Raw genomic sequence first — 16,597 nt, forward strand, 5'->3', positions numbered from 1 at the left:
TGTCGGAAAGGGAAGCCGGGCACCCGGAAAACCGGGCCCGAAGAAAAATGTGGAGAAGAAATAATGGCCGGGAGGAACTGAACACTTACCTTTAGGCAGCAGTTTATAATCAGTCATTTAACCCCTGCCGAATGGAAGCCTTTCTCTTTTTTCTGACTGTGTTCGTGATCCTGGTCAACCTATGGCTGGCCGACCAAAAAGGCCGGGATTCGATCACCTGGTTCTGGCTCACGATCTTTTTCGGCCCCGTCGCCACGGTGATGCTGCTGCTGATGGGAAAACTGGGGCCGCATCCGGCTAAATAAATAGATTGGGCGTCTTCCGACGGAAAACGCCCAATCCACTTGTCATCAGAATTTAACGCCCAGCTTTTTGGCGATATCGGCGAACATTTCGGGGTCGATTTCGTCGGCACCCGGTGCATTGAGCTGCGGCTCCTCGTCGAGGTCCGGCGCCGGGAAGCCTTCAGGGCTGCCCTGAATAAACTCCAGCGGCTGGCCGTCTTCGGGGTGTGTGCCGGTCCAGATCAGTCCGGCCTGCTTGTAATCCTCCTGACTGAACGTATAGAGTTTCAGGTGTACTTTGTTCTGCATGTGCTTCTTCGCTTCCGGGAACGCGTCGTTGCTCAGGTCCGGAATCGGCAGCAGTTTGGTCACGTCGACACCCGTCAGTTTTTCAAGCGCTTTGGCATACGCCACGATGTGAATACCGCCCCGAACGAGCAGGTAGCCCACCATTTCGCGGGCGGTGCGGTCTTCCACCATCTCATAGACCCGCATTTTGTTGCCGCGGGCACCACACTCCAGGAAGAAGTTGTGGAGCAGGTCCAGCTTCAGGTTGCCGCTGCTGAACACGTTGCCGCCCGTCCAGAAATCTCCTTGTGAGTCCATTGGCAGGGCGGTTTGTCCGCTCGCGATGAAGTGCCGCGTGTTGCGGGCGTCGGTTCCATTGGCGAGGGGCGTCACGGTCGGGTCGATGCCGCGTTTGGTCACGCCCGAAAGCAGCAGGTTGATCGTGTAGGAAACCACCTCGATGTGGCCGTACTCCTCCCCGGCGATGCTGCAGATCAGGTCGTAGAACGGCCGCAGTTTCTTGCGTCCGCGGAAGTTGAACGACTGATAGGTGTAGTTCATCAGCGTCGACATCTCCCCGAACTTGCCGCCGAGAAGTTCCTGAACGGCAGCCGCACTGTTGGGCGAGGGGTTTTTGGGTGTGGGCAGCTCAATCGGCAGCCGGTCCATCTTCAAAATCATAATCTGAGCTGGTTAAAGATGAAAAGATGAGTAAGAGGGACCGGCTGTCTTCGGCCGGAATCTCAAAAAATGAACCCTCCCCTATATAGGTTGTTTCCGTTTTCCTATCCTGAGTTCATTGATTCTCTCGATACCTGATCGATATTTTCAATATAAGAACTGTATCCTGCTATCAATCAACCACTTGTACTTTTTCCAAATGACTTATTAATTTTCCTTTACCAACTTGAGTGTGCGGTATTTTTTGCAATCATTTTTATTTTGTGCACAAGCAATTATATTTGCAGCGGCTAACTATCTAATACTTGTACCAAGTAAACTCTTAAGGCGGGCCTGCTTTATGGAGAAGGAAAAGCCTTGGCCGGCAAAAGGGTGAAAGTCCCCCTCTCCATTTAGCAGGCACTTTAGAGTGGTGTTATATAGTTAGCCAGTGACCGGCCTCTTTTTTGCTTTTCCAATGGCTAACCAGAACAACCCCCTGCGGCATCTGCCTACCTCGCAGCGCCCGCTGACCAACCATCAGGTTGCGCACGCCCGCTGTTTCCGACTCCCCGACTTCGACATGACGCCTTTGCTGCCCCGGGGGGCCATCGTCGTCGGCTTTCCCATCGACCTCGCCGACCGTGAAATGGCCTCCGGCCTGCTCCTGATCGAAACCACCGACGGCCGCATCGTCTGCGGCCGCACCATCTGCGTGACGCCCTTCGCCGTCGTCCTGCGCTTCGACCGCCCCAACTGCCCCTCCAGATCCTTTCTGCACCGGGAGATTCACCAGTTGTACCAGGCCTTCCCCATCGACGGGCAGGGCATCCCGCCGTATTTCTGAGGGACCACCCCCCAGCCCCCTCCTTGCTAAGGAGGGGGTGGCTTCGCAGAGCGTTGAAAGTGGCGGAGCACTCCCCCTCCTTGGTAAGGAGGGGGCTGGGGGGTGGTCCGGCTGGGGGTGGTCTCCCCGGCGCCAGGATGCCAAAAGACTGCCAATCTCCATCAGCCTTCCAGTTCTTCACCGCTTATTACCCCCAACCGCATCGGCGGCCCCTGAGAGGTTGGGAGTAATACTCAAATTTTCACGACAATCTTCCCGAACTGCTCGGAGTGGTCCATTTTCCGAATGCCGCGCTCGGCTTCTTCGAGGGGCAGGATTTCGTCGATGGTCGGGTGAAGCCGGTGCTGTTCGTAAAACCGGATCATGGCCGCAAACTCCTCGGCGGTGCCCATCGTGGTACCCAGGATGGAAAGCTGTTTCCAGTAAATGGTGCGGGTGGTCAGTTCGGGCAGGTTGCCGCGCGTGGCCCCGAACATGACGATCCGCCCGCCCGGTATCGCCAGATCGATCAGTTGCGCAAAACCGGGTCCGCCGGCACTGTCGACGATTAGCTCGAAACCGCCCCCGGCCAGCGTCTGCAACTCGTGCACCCAGTCGGCACCCCGGTAATTGACGCCCCCGCTGGCCCCCATCTGTTTCGCCCGTTCGATCTTTTCGTCGGAACCGCTGGTGACGTACACCTCCGCCCCGGCCGTGGTCGCCAGTTGAAGCATGGCCAGGGCCGCCCCACCCCCGATGCCGGTCAGCAGGACTCGCTCACCGGCCTGAAGACCGCCCCGGCTGAACAGGGCACGGTAGCCGGTCAGCGTCGCCAGCGGCACGGCCGCGGCTTCTTCGATGGTCAGATGCGCCGGCTTCGGGTGAACGTATTCCTGCGGGATGGCGATCATTTCGGCGAAGGTTCCGTGCCGCGGGATGCCCAGAATCTGGAAATCCGGCCCCTGCGCCCGGCCACTCTCTCCGAAATTCAGCGACGGGTTGATGATCACCTCCCGCCCGACCCAGTTGGCCGGAACCTCTTCGCCCACCGCCGACACGACTCCCGCACCGTCGGACCCCAAAATCGTGGGCTGCCGGGCGCTGCCGTGCTGCAAGCCCCAGTCCCGTCGGTTGAAGGCGGCCGCTTTCAGCTGGATGAGAACGTCGCCCGGCCCGGGCTCGGGGGCCGGCATATCCATAAGCCGCAGGGGTTTCCCCTCCCCTTCCAGGACAATTGCTTTCATTTTTTGTATCGATTTAAGATGAAGGACTGCACAATAGGTTTCTACGTCCAACTCCGGCCTATTTCCCTAAATTACAGGCAAAAACACAAGCGCTTATGCGAATTCCGAGAGCGATTGCGGGCCTGGCCGCGGTTTTCCTGCTGACGTATTGTTCGCGAAATAAAGACATGAAACCGGCTGAACCGGCCCCGCAGGAAAATATTTTAAATGTGGCCTACGGCTCCGACGCCAAGCAGACCTTTAACATCTACCTTCCTGCCGGCCGCACGGAGGAAACGACACCCACCCTGTTCTTCATTTTCGGGGGCGCCTGGATCGAAGGCGATAAAGATTCCATCACGGCGGCCGTTCCGTATCTGCGCAGTCTCTTTCCGACTTCCGCCATCGTTCTTTTTAACTACCGACTTTATGACCAGGGGAAAGGTAACTTTAAGTTTCCGGCGCAGGAACAGGACGTAAAGGACTGCATTGAGAAGGTGCTCAACAACAGCAGTACCTATAAAATTTCGAAAAACTTCGTGCTCTGGGGACAGAGTGCCGGGGCTCAACTGGCGATGCTGTATGCCTACAAGTACGGGAAGACCTCGTTCAAACCGCTGGCCGTGGTCGAGCAGGTAGGGCCGTCGGATATGCTCTCGTTCTATAAGCAGTCCAAAGACAAGGAACTGAAAAAGCTGCTGGTCGAACTGATGGGCAACCCCAACTCGGCCGATACGGTATTGTACAACAGTTCGAGCCCGCTGAAATACATCACCGCCGACAGCCCCCCGACGCTCGTCATGCACGGCACCGCCGACGACGTGGTACCCTACCAGCAGGCCGAACTTCTCCGGCGGAAACTGGAGCAATACGGCGTTCCGCACGTCTATAAACTGTATCCGAACGAAGGCCATGAACTCTCCGGCGTCGACGACGAATCGACCGAAGAAGTGCTCGCTTTCCTGAAAAAGTACCTGAAATAGCCTCAGTTGGCCGGGCGTTCTCCCCGCCGGAGGGCGTTGACGAGGTTATGCGCCCGGCGGGTCGGCTCGGGAATCCGGTAGCCGCCGTCGCACTGAAGCGTCAGTTGGAGGGCCGTGGGCAGGTCGATCCGGTGGCCGGGGGAGACATAAACCGGGTTCGTGCGGTTTTTGGTCCGCAGGGCCGCGCCGATCACCTCGCCGTAATGCGTCATCGGCGACCAGTTGCCCCGCTCCGGGGCGGGTTCCTCGTATTTGCCGACCAGCACCGACTTGGCGCAGCCGAAGGTCGGGCGGTCCAGAAACAGCCCCCCGTGCGAAGCGATCCCGATCCGGCGCGGGTGGGCGATGCCCTGCCCGTCGAACATCACCACGTCGGGTTCGGTCGTCAGCTTTTGCCAGGCCTCCAGCAGCGACGGAATCTCGCGGAACGACAGCAGCCCCGGAATGTAAGGGAACGTGGCCCGGCTGATGACTCCTACCTCCTCGATCACCTCCAGCGTGGCAAGCCGCAGAACGATGATCCCGGCATACACCGTCTCCTCGAATTTATTGAAGGAAATATCGCAGCCGGCGATGGTTTCGAACGGCCGGTCGGGCGGCTCGATGCGAATCCGGCTGCGGAGTTGTTTCTGTAGCTCGACGGCCCCTTCGGGCGTCACGTTCCATTCGTGGAGGTTCTGATAGTCGGCCATGCGGTTCTGCGCTGATGCGTATACCTAACGACCGGAACGGCGGGATGGTTGATTAATCGACGGAAATGTTCTACTTTGACCTCCTGTCCGAAACGTCAGGAAACAAACCGTTGACCCTTCTCCTTCTTCCAGAAATTATGAAAAAGCTCGCAATCCTTCTGCTGTTTCTCTCCGGAGCGTTCGGCCAGACCGTCCGCGCCCAGAACAACCCCACGGCCGACGAGGTCATGAACAACTACCTGACGGCCATCGGCGGGAAAGACTTTCTTTCCAAAATCGAGAACCTGACGATCCAGATGTCAACCGAGATGCAGGGCAACCCGATGCTCGTCACCCGGAAGCAGAAAGCGCCCAATAAATTCACGCAGGTCATGAACGCCGGCGGCATGGAGGTCTTCAAAATGGTCAGCGACGGCTCGAAGATTTCGATGATCAGCCCGCGGGGCAACCAGACCATGGAAGGCAAGGACGCCCAGCAGGCGATCATGATGGGCACGCTGTTTCCGGAACTTCACATGGCCGCTCTGGGCGTTAAAAACACCCTCGACGGGGTCGAGAAAATCGACGGCAAGGATGCCTACAAGATCACCCACACGGCCGCCGACGGCAGCTACGCCTGGACGGACTTCTACGACACCGGCACGGGCCTGAAGGTGCAGACCGTGGCGATGCAGAAAACACCCCGCGGGGAGATGCAGCAGACCATCCGCTACGGCGACTACAAAGATTTCAAGGGACTCAAATACCCGACTACGATCAGCCAGGGCAACGGCCAGTTCCAGATGCAGCTGACCGTCGACAAGGTCCGGGTCAACGAGGGCGTCAAAGACTCCGACTTCGTCGTCAGCCAGTAATAGCCTATCGACGGGAGGAGTGAACGGACATCCGAATCTTTCTTTCATTCCTCCCGTTTACAGTTGAGAAAACTGATTTTCCTATGAATGCGATTGAAATTCATGACCAGTCGGATCGGTACATCATCAGTCTCGATAAAAGTGTCATCGAAAAAGAGCAACTGATCGAGGTACTCGAAAGGCTTCAGTTGGAGCGGCTCGCCAAAAAAGTCGACATCGATGATTCCATCCTTGCTCTTGCGGAGGAAATCAATGCCGGCTGGTGGCAGCAGAATAAACATCGCTTCATCAGGGAATAATGTTGAAAAAAGTAATTATCGACCATAACGTCCACTTTTCGGCCATCTACACCCAAGACTCCCTCACCCGGCAGAAGCTGATGACCGCCCCTTTCCCGGTTTACACCCCGAATTATCTCATCCTCGAATTATTCAAACACCGGCAGCGTATCGTTTCACGGTCGAAGGCATCGGAGGAAGAAATCTTAAGTTATCTCGATAAAGTTATCCAGAAGGTTCATTTCTTCAACGAGGAGCTGATGAGCATTGAGAAATTCGTTGAAGCTTATCATTTGTGCAGGGAGGTGGACGAAAACGACACCACTTACGTGGCACTCACGCTCGAAATGGACGGCCTGCTCTGGACCCGGGACGAAGAACTAAAAAACGGTCTTCGTCAGAAAGGATTCGACAACTTCTTCGACGAGTCTTCATTGCCCTAATCTACATCCGCTTCGCTTCGTGGTCTCCGCCCTGGTGGACGACCATGCGGGAGACGTTGCCGCCGGCGTCGCGGTGGAAGGTCAGCTGGGCGTCGACGACCTTCAGGAAAAAGTCGGTTTCGCTTTCCGGGAACAGTTCGAAACGGTCCTGGCCGGTCACCTGGAGGAACAGCCGCCCGGATTCCAGCGTGATGGCGATGGTCTTGTCGGGCGACAGCCGGTAATTACCGACATACTGCCGCAGCACGGTTTCGCTCACCGAAATCACCTTGCGGTTTTTGGGTAGCTGGTACGGAAAGCCGTAGACGATGCTGAGAAGGTCGCGGGCGATGGGTTCGGTCGAGGTGAGGTCGGAGACGTCGTCGGTGTTCCCGAGCAGGATGATCGTGACGTCGTCCTGGGGGATCTGGATAAAGTAGGTGCCGAAACCGGGCAGGTTGCCGTTCTGAAAAATGAGCTTTTTATCGCCGGGCATTTTATTGACGCCCCATCCGTAGCCCCACATGCCCCCGTTCGGCGGGCTGAGGGCCGCTTCCCAGCTTTCGGGCCGGAGCCTCTGTCGGTTCTGCACCACCCTCGACCAGCGGTAGAGATCCCCTGTGGAACTGTACATCCCGCCCGCGGCATAGCCGACCGTCGAATCGACCACGGCCACCGGCACGAAGGCCGAGTCCTTCTCGAACGAATAGCCGACCGACTTCCCCGGCTGCCGGGTGTGGATGAAATCGAAACCGGTTCGGGTCAGGTTCAGCGGGCGGAGAAACCGCTCCCGGACGACGGTTTCAAACGGCTTTCCGGTCACTTTTTCGATGATCATGCCCAGCAGATAATAGCCTGAATTGGTATAATGAACCTCGGTTCCTGGCTGGGAGGCCAGCGGTTTGTCGCGAAACCGGGACACCAGCCACTCCCGGGCGACGGGCCGGGTCAGGGCGTCGCGCTCGGCGGGGTCGGTGCTGTAGAGCAGGTTCTTGAAGTCGTACAGGCCCGACGTATGAAAAAACAACTGGTCGAGCGTGATGCGGTCGCCGTTCGGGAAATCGGGGAAAAACCGGCTCAGTTTGTCCTGCATCGTCAGCTTTTTCTCCTCCTGTAGCTGCAGGATCACGGCCCCGACAAAAGTCTTGGTAATGGAGCCTACCTGAAACAGACTGCTGGTATCGTGCGGAACCTGCCTCGCCCGGTCGCGGAGGCCATAAGCCCGGTGAAGCAGCACTTCGCCTTTCCGGGCCACGAGCACCGAGCCGTTGAAGCGGTTCAGCCCACTGGCCGCAGTCAGGTATTCATCCAGTTTTTCCGAAATCGGCCGGGCCGGGCCGGAAGGTTGCTGCGCCGGGGCGGAAAAGGTCAGGAGCAGGGCGGCAAAGGCCGGAAGGAAAGATCGCATGGCGTGTCGGTTTTGCCGTGAAGGAAGGTAAAAACCGTCTGCCAGTCTGCTCAAATCCGGATTTGACAGCCCTTTTGGAGCAAAACCGCCTATTCGCTCTGCTCGGCGGGCTGGCGGCTGAGGTATTCGCGGGGGGAGCAGCCGGTGATCTGTTTGAACGTCCGCTGGAAAGTAGCCTGCGAGTTGAACCCGCACTCGAACGCGATCCCGGTCAGGGTCAGGTGCGAAAGGCAGGGGTCGGTCAGCCGCCGTTTGATCTCTTCGACGCGGTGCTCGTTGACGAAGGCATTGAAGCTTCTGCCGAGATGCTGGTTCAGGACGGCCGAGACGGTTTTGGGGGCTATGCCCAGATGCCGCCCGACTTTGTCGACGGTCAGTTCGGGGTCGAGAAAAAGCCGGTCGGTGGTCATGGCCTGCCGCAGCCGGTCGGCGGTGTCGCGGGCCAGCGGGTCGGCCAGGGCGGTCGATGCGGCTTTTCGGGCGGGGATGGCGAAGGGCAGCGTCCGCGAGTGCAGGTAGCCCCGCAGCCCGAGCCAGTAGATCATGATCACGATGGGAATATAGATCGGATACCAGCCGAACGCATCCAGCAGCGGATTGCGGGAAGCCGGGATGATGTAGGGCACCAGAAACAGCAGCCAGATGCCCTGAAACACCATGAAAACCGTCAGGTACACCCGCATCCAGCGCCGGTGGGCCTGCTGGGTTTCGTCCGTTTCCTTCGAGGTTCCGGCCTGGAATCGTTTCAGCCAGCGGAGCGACAGCAGGAGGTAGGTCGTGACCGAAATCCAGCGCGGAATATCGGCATAGGTATTGTATTCGTCCATGACGTCTCCCCAACGGGGCCCGTCCTGCCGCGGAATAAACCCGAGCAGCATGCCGATGATGAAGGTCCAGCCGATCAGGTCGGCGCCCCAGTCGATCACCACCGGGTAGAAGTGCCGCCGTTCCCGACGGCCCAGCCGGAAATCAGGGTCGAGCAGCGAGCGGGTGTAAAAGTAGAGCAGCGGCCCCATCGGCATAACCATGATCAGGGGCAGCAGTTCGGTCGCCAGCCGCAGGTACGGATTATTCATCGGCATGCCTACACACAGGCTCGCCATCGCCAGCAGGCCGATCAGCACGGCCAGCAGCCGGTTGGAAAGACGCCGGCCTTTTCCGTCGAACCACAATAAAGCCGCCAGGATGAAACCCTGCCCGGCCCCCAGCAGGAGAACCAGATCCAGTACCGAAATCGTCATATGGGCAAAATACGAAAAAGAAGCGTCGGCGAAGCCGTTCGGCCGGAGAACTTATCGACAAAAAACCGCCCCCTGGAAATGGGGGCGGTTCGTTACGGTGGAAAAGGGCGTATCGGTTAGCTCCGGCGGCCGAAGCCGTTGCCGCGTCCGAAGCGTCCGGACTCCTGGAAGGCCATCCATTTCTGCCGCTGTGCCGGAGTCAGCACATCCATCATTTCCCGCTGTTTGCGGGCCAGAATGCGCCGGTAAGCCTGCGGGGACCGGCGTTGCGTGGCCGCCAGTTCGCGGGCGTCGTAGCGGTCTTCGATGCGTTTCAGGTCGCGTTCCTGCTTGCGCGACAGCTTCACGACGTCGTCGAGCCGGTCGATGCGCAGGTCTTCCCGGTAATCGTCGTAGCGGGTGTCGGCCGGGGTTGAATACGGGGCCGGGTTGCGACGGCCGGCTTCGGGATTATACGTACGCTGGGCGAAAGCGCCGGTGGTGGTGAAGGCGGCCAGGGCCAGCAGAGTGATGATCGTCTTTTTCATGGTTGGTTCGTTTTTTTTAGCGAAACTGTGGATTAGAACGGCCCGGCGCCCCCGCGTTTAAGCCCCTTTACCCTCATTCGACCCAGCGGGCGGTTTCACCGATCAGCCGTACGAATTCACCGATGAACCGCTTCCGGAACCCGTTTTTTGCATGGCCGATTACCAACGGGGGCCGCAAGCTGTTAACTTGTTTCCGCTACTTATCAACTCCTGCTGGAAATCGTTGCCGTTCCCTCACATCTTCGTGCCACGGTGTAATAGCGTTTGCTTTCGCCAAACTGTATATTACCCCCGCATTCCTCTGAGAACCAGACAACAAAAACACTGAATCGGCCCTATGGAACTGACTTTGCTTGTTATTTTGCTTGTATTTGTCATCCTGCTGAACAACAAGTTCGGTGACGTCAAACAGTTGATCCAGCAGCAGAAAGACGAAATCAGCCGCCTGCGGGCCGATTTCAGGGCTTTCCAGCTTGTCCCTCCCCCGCCGGCGCCCGGTCCCGAACCGGCCGTCTCGGAGGCACCGACCGCCGAACCGCCGACCGAATGGTACCGGCTGGACGAACGGGGCTTCCCGCTCCGGGTCGAAGAAGAACCGCTGCCGGCCCCGACCCCGGAACCGGCCCGAATTCCGGAACCGGAACCCGAGCCCATTCTGGCCGCAACGCCGACGCCCGAGCCGGTCGAAATGCCGTTGATCCCGGTTATGCAGACCCCGCCCCCGGTGCGCCCGGTTCCGGCCGAGCCGCAGCCTTCGTTCTTCCAGCGTTTCCTGAAGGAAAACCCCGACCTGGAAAAATTCATCGGCGAAAACCTCATGAACAAGATCGGGATCGGGATTCTGGTGCTGGGCATCGGGTATTTCGTCAAATTCGCCATTGACCAGGAGTGGATCAACGAGATCGGCCGCGTGCTGATCGGCATCCTGTCGGGCGGTCTGCTCATCGGGGTGGCCCACCGCATCCGCCGTTCGTTTGCGGCCTTCAGTTCGGTGCTGGTGGGTGGCGGTCTGGCGGTGCTGTACTTCACCATCACCATCGCTTTCCATGAATACGGTATCTTCAGCCAGAGCGCGGCCTTTGCGCTCATGGTGGTCATCACGGCCTTCTCGATCCTGCTTTCGATCTCCTATAACCGCGTCGAGCTGGCGGTGCTGTCGCTGGTGGGTGGTTTTGCCACGCCGTTCATGGTCAGCACGGGGGCCGGCGACTACCGGGTGCTGCTCACCTACATTCTGATGCTGGACCTGGGCATGCTGGTGCTGGCGTATTTCAGGAAATGGAATCTGGTGCACATCGTGGCCTACGGCTTTACGGTGCTGATCTTCGGCGGCTGGCTGGCAAGCATCGAGGGTACCCCCAATGCTCCCTATGTCGGGGCGCTGGTATATGGAACGCTGTTCTACGCGGTGTTCATGGCCATGAACATCATCCATAACCTGAAAAACAAAACGAAATTCTCGGCGCTGGAAATCAGCCTGCTGCTCAGCAACACCTTCTTTTACTTCGGGGCCGGCATGGTCATCCTGAGCCAGCTCGGGCAGGGCGCCTACCAGGGCCTGTTCACGGTAGCGCTCGGGGTACTGAACTTCGCCCTGGCGGCCGTACTGTACCGCCGGGAGGCCGTCGACCGGACGCTGATCTACCTGCTCATCGGGCTGGTCATTACTTTCGTCAGCCTGGCCGTACCGGTTCAGCTCGACGGCAACTTCATCACCATGTTCTGGGCGCTGGAGGCCGTGCTGCTGCTGTGGCTGGCGCAGAAGTCGGGCCTGCGGCTGGTGTCGTCGGCCTCGGTGGTGGTGCTGGGCCTGATGCTGATCAGCCTGTTCATGGACTGGGCCGATCTGTACAGCACGACGTCCGTGCCGCCCCTGTCCCTGCTGCTGAACGAAGCCTTCATCACCAGCCTGCTCGCCATCGCCGGGCTGGTCGGGACGCGCCGGCTCCTGACCCGGCAGGAAACGCCCATTTCGTTCTGGCTGGGGCAGCTCGACCCCGTTGTCTACCGCCGGATTCTCGGTTTCCTGACGGGCGCGGTCATCTACCTGGCCGGCGCGCTGGAACTGGACTACCAACTCGTCAACGCCTACGGCTTCGGCCCCAACCGCACCATCCTGACGGGCTGTTATAACCTGGCCTTCGTCGTCGGCCTGATGCTGTCGGCCCGGCGCAGTCCGAGTCCGACGCAGTTCCGGAATGCCGCTGCGCTGGGCATTGTCGCCATCTTGCTTTACATTCTGAACTTCAGTCCGGAGGTGATGCGTCTGCTGAGTGACTATTACCTGAATACCGAACCCAGCCTGATCGGCTTTCCGGTTCACTACCTGAGCCTGCTGCTCGTGGCCGGGATTCTGGTGCTGATCGTCCGGAACCGCGAGCGGCTCGGTACCCTGCCGCCCTTCGTTCGGCGGGCCTGGCCGTGGTTCCTCGGGTTTACCGTGGTGTATATCGCCAGTTCGGAGCTATTCCAGCATCTTATTTACCTGAATTTCTCCGGCACGCGGACGCCGGGCGTCGCGCTGAGTCCGGTCCGGCAGGCAGCGGCCTACGACCAGTTCGACGCCCTGCTGACCCAGACCAACAAGGTCGGCCTGCCGATCCTGTGGGGCCTGTGTGCGTTCCTGTTCATGTGGGTGGGCCTGAACCGTCGTAACCGCGACCTGCGCATCCTCTCCCTGAGTTTGTTTGCGCTCACCCTCGCCAAGCTCTTTCTGTATGATATTCAGGGTATTTCGGAGGGCGGCAAAATTGCGGCATTCATCTCCCTCGGGGTCATTCTGCTGATCATTTCGTTCATGTACCAGAAAATCAAGAAATTGCTTCTGGCCGACACTCCGAACCAACCGCTGGCCTGATCGATGCATAAGCTTACTGGACTTTTGTGGATTCTGCTGCTGCCCGGGATGCAGGCTCCGGCGCAAACGTTCCGGTACCGGGCGCAGGTACCCTCCCCTCAAAAAACCGGCTACCACCGGATTCTGCTGCCGCCCGGCGTCGTGGGCCGACTGAACGACGGCCTCACCGACCTCCGTCTGTTCGACGGAAACCGGCACGAAATTCCGTATCTGATCACCCGAGAACGGCCGCTCCGGCAGACCCGGTTTCAGGAGTTTCGGACGGTCAGCCACGTCATCACCCCCCGGGTTGCGACGACGCTGGTGCTGCAGCCACCCGCCAAAAGCCGCATCAGTTCGCTCGGGCTGGTCATCAAGAATGCCAACGTGCGGAAGCGGGCGCGGCTGAGCGGCAGCAACGACGCCCGGACCTGGTACGGCATCGAGGACGAATACCTGATCGAGCCGGTCACCAATCCCGACTCGACCTCCGAACTCCGGCTGATCGACTTTCCGCTCAGCGACTATGCCTATTACCGGCTGGAAATCAACGACTCCCTGTCGGCGCCCCTGAACATCCTGAAAGCCGGCTTCTATGCGAGTACGCCCTCCCCGACCGGCTACACGGCGATTCCGGTTGCTTCCGTAACCCGGAAGGACAGCCTTCGGCAGAGCTTTGTCCGCATCGGCCTGCAGGATGAAGGCCGGGTGGACAAACTGACGCTGCGCGTGCAGGCGCCGGCGCAATACCGGCGCCGGGCCTCGCTGGTCCGGGAACACACCCGGAAAGGACGGCGCGGGCGGGTCGAAACCGTTACGGAAGTCCTGCGCTCGTTTGAACTGAACTCGTCCGCCGGGCCGGTGCATACGGTTTTTCTGAACGGGCCGGCCGGGAAGGAACTGCACCTGATCATCGAAAATCTCGACAGCCCTCCGCTCGAACTCGGTCCGGTGGAAGCGTTTCAGGCCACCACTTACCTGACCGCCGAACTGAAGCCGGGCGCAGCTTATGAACTCCGGTTTTCCGACCCGAACGCGGGAGCGCCGGCCTACGACCTGGTCTACTTCAAAGACAAAATCCCTGCCGACGCTCCCCTGCTCCGGGTGGGCCGCATCGAAACCATTCAGCCGGGCGAACCGGCCTCCGCCGGGCCGTTCCTTACGAGTCCGGTGCTGATCTGGGGCGCCATCGGGCTGGTGCTCGTGCTGCTGACCTTTCTCTCCCACCGGATGCTGTCGGACATGAAAAGCCGGTGAACCACCCCCCAACCCCCTCCTTACCAAGGAGGGGGTGGTTTCACTTTACCCATTCGCTACGAAGGGCGCTTTGCGGAAATACCGGGTGTCGAAAAGTTGCTCCGACACGAAAGCCGCCAGGTCCGATGCGCCGGTTTTACCGCCGGGCGGGCTGTCGAGCCGGGCCTGTAACGCTCCGGCAACCGGCGAAGGCGAAAGGAATGCAATCCGGACCAGCGTCCAGTCGGCTTCGCTTTCCGAGAGAAGCCGGTATTCCTGCTGTTTATCGGCAATGACGCCGGGAAAAAGCAGCCGCATCAGGGCCGACTGAAACCGGTAGCCGAAGCGTTTCCGGTCGCCGGGTACCGCGATGGTCAGGCCGGTGATGACGATGTATCGCCGGATGCCCAGCCGCTTCATTTCGGCCAGAACGCGGGCGGTGGCTGCACTCAGGATCGGCTCCTTTTCGCCCCTGGGCCGGCCGAGGGCGCTGACCACGGCCGAGCATCCCGCCAGCAGGGCGGGCAGGGCTTCCGGGTCGCGGAGGTCGCCCCGGATCACCTCCAGCCGGTCGTCTTTCAGTGGAAAGGCTTCCGGTCGGCGCAGGAGTAACCGCAGCCGGTAGCCGTCCTTCAGCAGTTGTCGAACAACGGCGCTCCCGGCTTTGCCGGAACCACCGATGACGGCGATTTTCAAGTCATTTTGATTTATTTTCATGCGATTGAAATGCAAATGCCGGGTCCGTTCCGTGAGAAGCGGCATAAGACGCCCTGCCGAACCCGGATGACTGGTTGGAAAATCAGGAAATAAGGAAGAAGTAAACGGACAGGCACGAGAAAACGTACCTGCCTTAAGCCACTACGCTAAGGCCGGGAACAGGGAGTCGATAGGAAGGGGAAAGCAGTTTCAATCGCTGCGAAGATAGCATTTGGAACCCGGACGCCAAACGAACCCGAAAGAAAATCGGTTAAGGGGATGAATCCGTCCCGGTCTATTGCCTGTGAAAAACGTTGTACCCCCTCTTATTCCCCCGCCGTCGCGTCTGTCCGGCTTCCGTTCCCTGGCCGCCCGGGCCGGTCTGGACTGGTTTCTGCTGGCCCTGCTGGCGATGATCGGGCTGGCTTACCTCTGGCCGAAGCCGGGCATTCAGGAGGGGCCGTTTTCTCTGTCGAGTCTGGCCGGTTATGGCGTGTCGCTCATTTTTTTCTTCTACGGACTTCGGCTGAGCCTGGAAAAACTGCGCGTCGGGCTGAGCAACTGGCGGCTTCACCTGACCGTTCACCTGACCACCTTCGTGCTGTTTCCGCTGCTAATTCTGGCGGCCCGGAGCCTGTTTGCCGATGATCCGGCCGACCCCCTGTGGCTGGGCGCGTTCTACATGGCCGCCCTGCCCTCGACGGTTTCCTCCTCGGTGGTGATGGTGTCGATTGCAGGCGGCAATCTGCCCGCAGCCATCTTCAACGCCAGCATTTCCAGCCTGATCGGGGTGTTTCTGACACCGGTCTGGATGGGGCTGGTGCTGGCGGCCGGCTCGGGCGACTACGATCTCGGCAGCATCATCGGCAAGCTGGCCCTGCAGGTGATCGCCCCGGTCATTCTCGGGATGCTGCTCAACCGCTGGGGAGGGGCCTTCGCCGAGCGGCACAAAAAAGCGCTGCGGTATTTTGACCAGACCGTCATTCTGCTGATCGTCTACACCTCCTTCTGCGAATCGTTTTCGCGACGTATGTTCCAGAACCTGTCGCTGGAAGATTTTCTGGTGCTGAGCGCCTGCATGCTCGGCCTGTTTTTCCTTGTTTTCGGGATGGTCCTCCTGATCAGCCGGCTTATGGGCTTCAGCCGGGAAGATCGGATTACGGCTCTTTTCTGCGGCTCCAAGAAATCGCTGGTGCAGGGCAGCGTCATGGTCAACGTGCTGTTTCCGGGCACCATCGCCGGGATTGCCCTGCTGCCCATCATGATCTACCACGGACTCCAGTTGATTGCGGCCAGCATCCTGGCCCAGGCAATGGCGCGGGCCGCCCCCCAGCCCCCTAAAGGGGGAGTCTGATCCGGCGGAGCTAAGCTCCCCCTTTAGAGGTTGTTTGGGGAAGCGGTTTGTCATCCCGCCGACCCCCTCCGGCCCCCTCCTAAAACAGGAGGGGGAGAGGGCGCTGCCCTTTTTCAGTCCTGCAGAGCCACCCCCTCCTGTTTTAGGAGGGGGCCGGGGGGTGGTCAAAAAAAATGGTGAAGCGAAGTCGCTTCACCATTCCGGTCGTGGTAGTAAGTTGTATGTACTCGATTCTCAGATTTTCTCAGCCCCGGCGACCGTAGTAGCCTCCGCCCCGGCGGGATTGGTAATAGGCAAACAGGCGGTCGCGCTGGAAGGGAGTCAGGACGGACATCATTTCGTCGCGTTTCTGCCGCAGCGTGCGCTGGTAGGCGTAGGGCGAGCGGCTCCGCATGGCGTTCAGTTCCCGGTAGTCGTAGCGGTCTTCGATGCGTTTCAGGTCGCGCTCCTGCCGGCGGGTCAGTCCGACGATGGCATCCAGACGGTCGATGCGCAGGTCTTCCTGATAGTCGTCGTAGCGCTCGTTCTGGCGGGGATTGCCGTAGCGGGAGTCGTCGTAGCGCCGGTCATCGTAGCGGGGATTATCGTAGCGCGGGTCGCCCTGCGGGTTACGGTCGCGGTCGTAGGGGCGCTGGGCCATGACACCGCCGGTGGTCAGTAAGGCTAAGGTTACGAGGGCAATGATCGTCTTTTTCATGGTTGGTTGTTGTTTTTTCGTTGTTTTTCTGCGCTAACTGACTCTTAGAGGAGCCTGCCCCTTCTTCGTTTAATCCCTCCGAAAATATTTTC

General features: G+C 59.4%; 17 protein-coding genes. 9 read left to right on the forward strand and 8 right to left on the reverse strand.

Annotated features, from left to right (window positions below; translation table 11 throughout):
* Window positions 1-131: 131 nt before the first annotated feature.
* On the forward strand, window positions 132-305 hold the full coding sequence (locus tag DX909_RS29545; protein ID WP_164851283.1) for a hypothetical protein: 174 nt from the start codon (window positions 132-134) through the stop codon (window positions 303-305).
* A 45-nt stretch (window positions 306-350) separates the two neighbouring features.
* Here DX909_RS29545 and DX909_RS14235 read toward each other — a convergent pair whose 3' ends face one another.
* Window positions 351-1,253, reverse strand: coding sequence for a manganese catalase family protein (locus tag DX909_RS14235; protein ID WP_128545851.1), 903 nt, complete (start codon window positions 1,251-1,253; stop codon window positions 351-353).
* A 457-nt stretch (window positions 1,254-1,710) separates the two neighbouring features.
* Here DX909_RS14235 and DX909_RS14240 point away from each other — a divergent pair, with 457 nt between their 5' ends.
* Window positions 1,711-2,079 (forward strand): hypothetical protein, encoded by a 369-nt coding sequence (locus DX909_RS14240; RefSeq protein WP_128545852.1) that lies wholly within the window; start codon window positions 1,711-1,713, stop codon window positions 2,077-2,079.
* A gap of 233 nt (window positions 2,080-2,312) precedes the next feature.
* Here DX909_RS14240 and DX909_RS14245 read toward each other — a convergent pair whose 3' ends face one another.
* A complete protein-coding gene (locus DX909_RS14245; protein WP_128545853.1) occupies window positions 2,313-3,302 on the reverse strand; it encodes a zinc-binding dehydrogenase in 990 nt (329 codons plus the stop codon).
* A 95-nt stretch (window positions 3,303-3,397) separates the two neighbouring features.
* On the opposite strand from DX909_RS14245, the gene DX909_RS14250 reads away from it, so the two are divergent.
* Window positions 3,398-4,264 (forward strand): alpha/beta hydrolase, encoded by an 867-nt coding sequence (locus DX909_RS14250; RefSeq protein ID WP_128545854.1) that lies wholly within the window; start codon window positions 3,398-3,400, stop codon window positions 4,262-4,264.
* Window positions 4,265-4,266: 2 nt separating this feature from the next.
* On the opposite strand, the gene nfi is transcribed toward DX909_RS14250, so the two are convergent.
* Window positions 4,267-4,956: a deoxyribonuclease V gene (gene nfi, locus DX909_RS14255; RefSeq protein ID WP_128545855.1), complete on the reverse strand. Its 690-nt coding sequence runs from the start codon at window positions 4,954-4,956 to the stop codon at window positions 4,267-4,269.
* A 137-nt stretch (window positions 4,957-5,093) separates the two neighbouring features.
* Between nfi and DX909_RS14260 the strand changes: the two genes are divergently transcribed.
* The 3 genes from DX909_RS14260 to DX909_RS14270 all read left to right on the forward strand — a co-directional run bounded on the left by DX909_RS14260 (window position 5,094) and on the right by DX909_RS14270 (window position 6,531).
* Entirely contained in the window at window positions 5,094-5,810 is a 717-nt protein-coding gene (locus DX909_RS14260; RefSeq protein WP_128545856.1) for a LolA-like protein, read from the forward strand.
* An 83-nt stretch (window positions 5,811-5,893) separates the two neighbouring features.
* Window positions 5,894-6,109 carry a hypothetical protein gene (locus tag DX909_RS14265; protein ID WP_128545857.1) on the forward strand — a complete coding sequence of 72 codons (216 nt, stop codon included), beginning with the start codon at window positions 5,894-5,896 and terminating at the stop codon, window positions 6,107-6,109.
* Entirely contained in the window at window positions 6,109-6,531 is a 423-nt protein-coding gene (locus DX909_RS14270; RefSeq protein WP_128545858.1) for a PIN domain-containing protein, read from the forward strand. The genes DX909_RS14265 and DX909_RS14270 overlap by 1 nt, the downstream gene beginning before the upstream one ends.
* Before the next feature lies 1 nt (window position 6,532).
* On the opposite strand, the gene DX909_RS14275 is transcribed toward DX909_RS14270, so the two are convergent.
* The 3 genes from DX909_RS14275 to DX909_RS14285 form a co-directional block, all read right to left on the reverse strand.
* Window positions 6,533-7,918, reverse strand: a complete 1,386-nt coding sequence (locus tag DX909_RS14275) for a serine hydrolase (RefSeq protein WP_128545859.1) — start codon at window positions 7,916-7,918, stop codon at window positions 6,533-6,535.
* An 89-nt stretch (window positions 7,919-8,007) separates the two neighbouring features.
* Complete coding sequence (locus tag DX909_RS14280) at window positions 8,008-9,159, reverse strand: helix-turn-helix domain-containing protein (RefSeq protein ID WP_128545860.1); 1,152 nt, start codon at window positions 9,157-9,159, stop codon at window positions 8,008-8,010.
* Window positions 9,160-9,275: 116 nt separating this feature from the next.
* On the reverse strand, window positions 9,276-9,686 hold the full coding sequence (locus DX909_RS14285) for a hypothetical protein (RefSeq protein WP_128545861.1): 411 nt from the start codon (window positions 9,684-9,686) through the stop codon (window positions 9,276-9,278).
* 337 nt (window positions 9,687-10,023) lie between these two features.
* On the opposite strand from DX909_RS14285, the gene DX909_RS14290 reads away from it, so the two are divergent.
* A complete protein-coding gene (locus tag DX909_RS14290; RefSeq protein ID WP_128545862.1) occupies window positions 10,024-12,543 on the forward strand; it encodes a DUF2339 domain-containing protein in 2,520 nt (839 codons plus the stop codon).
* Between the two features lie 3 nt (window positions 12,544-12,546).
* Window positions 12,547-13,779, forward strand: coding sequence for a hypothetical protein (locus tag DX909_RS14295; protein WP_128545863.1), 1,233 nt, complete (start codon window positions 12,547-12,549; stop codon window positions 13,777-13,779).
* Between the two features lie 45 nt (window positions 13,780-13,824).
* Here DX909_RS14295 and DX909_RS14300 read toward each other — a convergent pair whose 3' ends face one another.
* Entirely contained in the window at window positions 13,825-14,475 is a 651-nt protein-coding gene (locus DX909_RS14300) for an NAD(P)-dependent oxidoreductase (RefSeq protein WP_164851285.1), read from the reverse strand.
* Between the two features lie 283 nt (window positions 14,476-14,758).
* On the opposite strand from DX909_RS14300, the gene DX909_RS14305 reads away from it, so the two are divergent.
* Complete coding sequence (locus DX909_RS14305) at window positions 14,759-15,808, forward strand: bile acid:sodium symporter family protein (RefSeq protein ID WP_262707513.1); 1,050 nt, start codon at window positions 14,759-14,761, stop codon at window positions 15,806-15,808.
* Between the two features lie 244 nt (window positions 15,809-16,052).
* On the opposite strand, the gene DX909_RS14310 is transcribed toward DX909_RS14305, so the two are convergent.
* Window positions 16,053-16,505, reverse strand: coding sequence for a hypothetical protein (locus DX909_RS14310; RefSeq protein ID WP_128545865.1), 453 nt, complete (start codon window positions 16,503-16,505; stop codon window positions 16,053-16,055).
* Window positions 16,506-16,597 lie beyond the last annotated feature (92 nt).

The sequence above is a fragment of the Larkinella soli genome, assembly GCF_003703975.1.
In the GTDB taxonomy this organism is placed as follows: domain Bacteria; phylum Bacteroidota; class Bacteroidia; order Cytophagales; family Spirosomataceae; genus Larkinella; species Larkinella soli.

Bases quoted from the DNA above. Each gene is read 5' to 3' on its own strand.
- DX909_RS14270 (WP_128545858.1), top strand. From the start codon at position 6,109: ATGTTGAAAAAAGTAATTATCGACCATAACGTCCACTTTTCGGCCATC.
- DX909_RS14275 (WP_128545859.1), bottom strand. From the start codon at position 7,918: ATGCGATCTTTCCTTCCGGCCTTTGCCGCCCTGCTCCTGACCTTTTCC.
- nfi (WP_128545855.1), bottom strand. From the start codon at position 4,956: ATGGCCGACTATCAGAACCTCCACGAATGGAACGTGACGCCCGAAGGG.
- DX909_RS14310 (WP_128545865.1), bottom strand. From the start codon at position 16,505: ATGAAAAAGACGATCATTGCCCTCGTAACCTTAGCCTTACTGACCACC.
- DX909_RS14245 (WP_128545853.1), bottom strand. From the start codon at position 3,302: ATGAAAGCAATTGTCCTGGAAGGGGAGGGGAAACCCCTGCGGCTTATG.
- DX909_RS14260 (WP_128545856.1), top strand. From the start codon at position 5,094: ATGAAAAAGCTCGCAATCCTTCTGCTGTTTCTCTCCGGAGCGTTCGGC.
- DX909_RS14235 (WP_128545851.1), bottom strand. From the start codon at position 1,253: ATGATTTTGAAGATGGACCGGCTGCCGATTGAGCTGCCCACACCCAAA.
- DX909_RS14280 (WP_128545860.1), bottom strand. From the start codon at position 9,159: ATGACGATTTCGGTACTGGATCTGGTTCTCCTGCTGGGGGCCGGGCAG.
- DX909_RS14250 (WP_128545854.1), top strand. From the start codon at position 3,398: ATGCGAATTCCGAGAGCGATTGCGGGCCTGGCCGCGGTTTTCCTGCTG.
- DX909_RS14295 (WP_128545863.1), top strand. From the start codon at position 12,547: ATGCATAAGCTTACTGGACTTTTGTGGATTCTGCTGCTGCCCGGGATG.
- DX909_RS29545 (WP_164851283.1), top strand. From the start codon at position 132: ATGGAAGCCTTTCTCTTTTTTCTGACTGTGTTCGTGATCCTGGTCAAC.
- DX909_RS14265 (WP_128545857.1), top strand. From the start codon at position 5,894: ATGAATGCGATTGAAATTCATGACCAGTCGGATCGGTACATCATCAGT.
- DX909_RS14240 (WP_128545852.1), top strand. From the start codon at position 1,711: ATGGCTAACCAGAACAACCCCCTGCGGCATCTGCCTACCTCGCAGCGC.
- DX909_RS14285 (WP_128545861.1), bottom strand. From the start codon at position 9,686: ATGAAAAAGACGATCATCACTCTGCTGGCCCTGGCCGCCTTCACCACC.
- DX909_RS14300 (WP_164851285.1), bottom strand. From the start codon at position 14,475: ATGAAAATAAATCAAAATGACTTGAAAATCGCCGTCATCGGTGGTTCC.
- DX909_RS14290 (WP_128545862.1), top strand. From the start codon at position 10,024: ATGGAACTGACTTTGCTTGTTATTTTGCTTGTATTTGTCATCCTGCTG.